Consider the following 4,648-nt stretch of genomic DNA (forward strand, 5'->3'; position numbering starts at 1 on the left):
CTTCAATTCGTTGTTTTTAAAAGCTTCTTGAAAAGATTGGTATTTGTTAAGAGAAATGATTTTTAGCGGTTAATGAATATGTAAAAGCTTTTAAAGTTAGCTGATTCTGAAAATATAATTTTGATGTGAATTTGCAAATGACTTAAGTCATGATCTATTACAGATCCTAATAAATTTCTTTCTGTTACAATGAGAAAAATTCTGTATAAAAGAGAAAAAAGAGAAATTGTCAGTTATAGATAAAATTTGGTATGAAAAAGGCGCAGGTGCATTTTTGATGCGTTTGCCCCTTATTCCTTTTTCCTGCGTCTTTAAGTTTGCCACCGCGGCACGGCGCTTTTTATACGGTACAGAAGTTTTTGAATCAAAAGCACCGGACGTTCCTGTCGTTGTCGTGGGCGGCATTACCGTAGGCGGATCTGGTAAAACACCTTTATGCGTAGCTTTAGTCAAAGAACTTATAAGTCAAGGTTATACCCCGGGTGTTTTATCTCGAGGGTATAAAGCCAAAGCTCCTTCATATCCGTATGAAGTTAAAGCAGATGACGATGCTTCAATAAGCGGTGATGAGCCGTTGCTTATAAAAAGACAAACCGGGGCCAAAGTAGTAATCGATCCGGACAGATCTCGCGGGGCTGACGCTCTTGCCCGTCTTGGGGTTGACATTATCATCACTGATGACGGTATGCAGCATTATTCTCTTGATCGTGATGTTGAAATCGCGGTTTTAGACGGCAACAGAATGCTTGGCAACGGGATGCTTTTGCCGGCAGGTCCGCTTCGTGAAGGTAAATGGCGCTTAAATACCGTGGATGCTGTAGTGGTTAATGCGGCGATGGCAAAATCCGGATATTACACTATGGTATTGAGGCCAAGACCTCCGCGGCCTGTTAATGATGGTAGAAATGAAGAATTGCCAAGAAACGCTGAAGTTTGCGCACTTGCCGGGATCGGCAATCCCGGGCGTTTTTACCGTACGCTTGAAGATTGCGGTTATATAGTAAAAGATACGCTTGAGGCAGGCGATCATGAGCGCCTAGATCCTGATGCAATCAGAGCTAAAGCTAAAACTCTGCCGGTTATCATGACCGCAAAAGACGCGATTAAATATCACAGTTATGATTTGCCCAATGTTTTCGTGCTTGAGGTTGAAGCTGATTTAAGCAACCGTTTTTATGAAAGCATTATGGAAAAAATCAAGGATAGTGATAATAAGGTGGCTTTAAGACGTATGGACGCCCAAAAGCGCTTAAATAACAATGAATTGTCAGACAAGTAAAAAGATGAGGTTTGAATGAGCGAATATATTGTGGCGATTCCCGCCCGTTACGCATCCACTAGACTTCCCGGTAAGCCTTTATGCGATGTAGGCGGTATGCCTATGATAAAAAGAGTCTGTCTGCAGGCTCTAAAATCAAAAGCAAAAGAGGTTATTGCCTGCGTTGATGATAAAAGAGTCGAAGACGTTCTTGACGGCGTCCCCGTTACCGTCTGTCAGACCTCGCTTGACTGCAAATGCGGAACCGATCGCATCGCAGAGATGATTGGAATTTTAAAGCTCGACCCTGAAACCGTTATCGTCAATGTTCAGGGTGATGAGCCTTTAATTGAGCCGGAGCTTATTGATAATGTTGCCAAACTTCTAATTGACAAGAACGCGGATATGGCAACTTTATGCGCCAAGATTGATAACATCAAAGACGTCTTTGATCCGGGATGCGTGAAAGTGGTAATGGATAAAGAAGGCTTTGCTTTGTACTTCAGTCGCTGCCCGATACCTTATGAGCGCGATAATTTCGGAAAAGGCGAGGTAACCAAACTGCAATACGATCATTACCACCATATCGGTATCTATGCTTATAAGGCAAAGACTATTCTTGACTATCATTCAAAGCCTCAAAGCATGCTTGAAAAGAGTGAATCACTAGAGCAACTGCGTTTGCTGCATTTTGGCATGAGTATTGCCGTAGGCATCACGGATAGACCGCCTGAAACCGGAGTTGATACCGCTGATGACTTGCAGCGCGTGAATGATATTTTGCGCAAGTAAGTAAAAAAGCACTTAATTTTTTAAAAGTTTGAACTAAGCAGGCTTTTAATCATGCATTTTTGCATGTTTTAAAGTCTGCTTTTATTTTTAGGACTTACAATAAGATATAGAGGAGATTTATGTTTGGAAGGGTGTAGGGATGCAGCAGAAAAATAAAGCATTAAGTATTAGATTTTATGCTTTGCTCTTGTTGTTTCCGTTTCTTATTGCCATCGGCATTTTGCTGGTGTTTTTACACGTTAATTTCAATTCGATTGAAGAAAAAAGCAATTACATCACCGATAACATGGTGCCTGATTTTATAGAGACTCAGGGTCTTTTGCAAAAACTTCAGGATTTACAGCACTCGCTTGAACTTATTTGTTTTTCAAATGATTTTAATTTGGTAGATAGCGCTTATGCCTCAAGTCGCAGATTAAACAGTGACTATTGCGCTCCTTATGAAAAAGAAATTATCGGATTTAAAACAAGGATCGGAGCTGTTTACGATGTGCGCATGGAAGTGCTTTCTTTGCGTAAATATTTATTTGATAAAGTTCAATATGTAAATGAATTAGGTCAGGATATTGATTTTTATAAAAAAATACTGATTGCACCGGCATCTCTTTTGGATAAACAAGCTGATTATAAGATTTTAAAAGTATTTTCTAAAAATTATACGGAGTTAAAAACTCGCTGCTTAAGTAAGGAAGTAAATGAAAGCAATACTTTAAGTTATTGTGATGCGCTGCTGCCTGCTTATACTGATTTAGAGAAAAATTTGGATGAACTTTATGCAAAAAGACAGCAGCTTGATGAAGAGTACAAGTTGATCTCGCAAGATATAAAAGATTTCGGGCAGACGCTTTCTGGTAAGCACAATTACAGTTTAATTAAAGATATTTTTGAAATTGAGGATAATGTAGGAACCGTGCGGCATATGGTTAGGGCTGTGATTGTTATTGCAGTCGTCATGGTTCTTGTTGAATTGTTTTTAATTCATTTCTTTATTGTTTCACCAATCTATAAGATTGCTAAAGAAATCAGGGAGTTTCATCGCACTAAGCAGCCTATACAGGTTATGTCGTCAAGTAAAATCGGTGAAATACAGGATATTTACTCACTTTTAAATCCGCTGTTTAAAGACGTAAGTGCAGTTTATTCAGAATCATTTGAATTACAAAAACAAAATAAGGATTTAAAGAATCTTGCTTTAATTGATGATTTGACGCAGCTTTTAAATCGCCGTGCTTTAAATCTTTTGATTCGGGAAAAGCCGTTTGCCAAAAAGGGTATGGCGGTATGCATGATGGATATTGATTATTTTAAGTGTCTTAATGACACCATGGGGCATCTTGAGGGAGATAAGGTTTTACACAAGGTTGCAGCGGTATTAAAAGAAAAAGTTGCTAACGGCGATTTAATTTATCGCTACGGCGGAGAGGAGTTTTGCATAATTTTATTTGATGTAAAACAAGAAGATGTAATTAAGATTGCCTGTCGTTTGTGTAAGGAAATAGAGAATCTCAATTTATTGAATAAAGGTAGAAACTATAAACCGGTAACCATCAGTGCCGGAACTTCGCTTATAGCTCAAGATGATAAGTCTGAAACTTTAATTGATCTGATTCATCAGGCTGATGATGCTCTATATCGGGCTAAAAATTGCGGACGAAACTGCGCGGTTTCGTATGAGGAAGTGCTTAAGTTGTAATTGATTATTTATAATAAAATCAAAGATGATGTTTTGACTATAATGATTGTAAAAGAAAAATGTTCTATGAGAAATTATCGGTCAGATATTTTTAAACAAGGATTAAAGCCTTTATATATTGATTTATTAAATCAATCAGAATGTGTATTGGATAAAAATCAATACAGTGTTTTCTGCTTGCAATGGGGAAAAGAATTTCCTGAAGAAAAACACAAAGGAATTTTGTTTGTTGGGCGTTCAGTCAACGGTTGGAGAAACAATGAAATCGGAGAGGTCGATTTACTTTTTGGAGACAAAGAAAGTTATGAAAAAACTTGTAAGCCTATTTTTGATGTCCATGATTAAATGGAATGGATTGAAAATTTAGAGGGAAATAAAAAAGGATACAATACATTACGTTCGCCTTTTTGGCGTGTTGTCAAAAGAGTCGCATCTTATTACTATCCTAATTCTTGGTTTAATTACGTAGCATGGAGCAATTTATATAAAGTTTCACCATCTGAACAAGGAAATCCTGGTGATTTTATTTGTGGATGGCAGTTTATTAATTGTTGTCGTATTTTACATAAAGAAATTGAATTATTATCACCAAAAATCGTACTTTTTTTAACAGGTATGGAGTGGGCAGACAGCTTTTTAAAGCATTTAAATGAAGGGAAACTACCGACAGTAAAATGCTCTTTGGTTTGGGGTGAAAAATATAAAGCTGATTTGATAAAGATTGGAGATATTTATTTTATTGTAACTGAGCATCCTCAAGGCAAAAATGAAAATGAGCATGTGGATGTACTTCAGAAGTTAATTTTTTACTCTAATAGTTTATATAAAAATTAAACATATTTACTTATTTATCAACAATCTAAGATATCTTTTAAAGGTGTTTTTTTAAATGGCGGACGCCCCTT

General features: G+C 37.1%; 5 protein-coding genes. All 5 read left to right on the top strand.

The genetic code is table 11. The annotated features are described in order from the left end of the window. Positions 1-226 precede the first annotated feature (226 nt). Positions 227-1,279, top strand: a complete 1,053-nt coding sequence (gene lpxK, locus QZ019_RS09325) for a tetraacyldisaccharide 4'-kinase (protein ID WP_295484497.1) — start codon at positions 227-229, stop codon at positions 1,277-1,279. A 15-nt stretch (positions 1,280-1,294) separates the two neighbouring features. Continuing rightward, positions 1,295-2,050 (top strand): 3-deoxy-manno-octulosonate cytidylyltransferase, encoded by a 756-nt coding sequence (gene kdsB / locus QZ019_RS09330; RefSeq protein ID WP_294568185.1) that lies wholly within the window; start codon positions 1,295-1,297, stop codon positions 2,048-2,050. A 139-nt stretch (positions 2,051-2,189) separates the two neighbouring features. Beyond that, on the top strand, positions 2,190-3,743 hold the full coding sequence (locus QZ019_RS09335) for a GGDEF domain-containing protein (RefSeq protein WP_295484498.1): 1,554 nt from the start codon (positions 2,190-2,192) through the stop codon (positions 3,741-3,743). 42 nt (positions 3,744-3,785) lie between these two features. Further along, entirely contained in the window at positions 3,786-4,088 is a 303-nt protein-coding gene (locus QZ019_RS09340) for a hypothetical protein (RefSeq protein WP_295484500.1), read from the top strand. Next, entirely contained in the window at positions 4,089-4,577 is a 489-nt protein-coding gene (locus QZ019_RS09345; protein WP_295484502.1) for a uracil-DNA glycosylase family protein, read from the top strand. Positions 4,578-4,648: the final 71 nt, after the last annotated feature.

This window comes from uncultured Succinatimonas sp. (assembly GCF_905203285.1).
Taxonomy (GTDB): domain Bacteria; phylum Pseudomonadota; class Gammaproteobacteria; order Enterobacterales; family Succinivibrionaceae; genus Succinatimonas.

Bases quoted from the DNA above. Each gene is read 5' to 3' on its own strand.
- QZ019_RS09345 (WP_295484502.1), top strand. From the start codon at position 4,089: ATGGAATGGATTGAAAATTTAGAGGGAAATAAAAAAGGATACAATACA.
- QZ019_RS09340 (WP_295484500.1), top strand. From the start codon at position 3,786: ATGATTGTAAAAGAAAAATGTTCTATGAGAAATTATCGGTCAGATATT.
- kdsB (WP_294568185.1), top strand. From the start codon at position 1,295: ATGAGCGAATATATTGTGGCGATTCCCGCCCGTTACGCATCCACTAGA.
- QZ019_RS09335 (WP_295484498.1), top strand. From the start codon at position 2,190: ATGCAGCAGAAAAATAAAGCATTAAGTATTAGATTTTATGCTTTGCTC.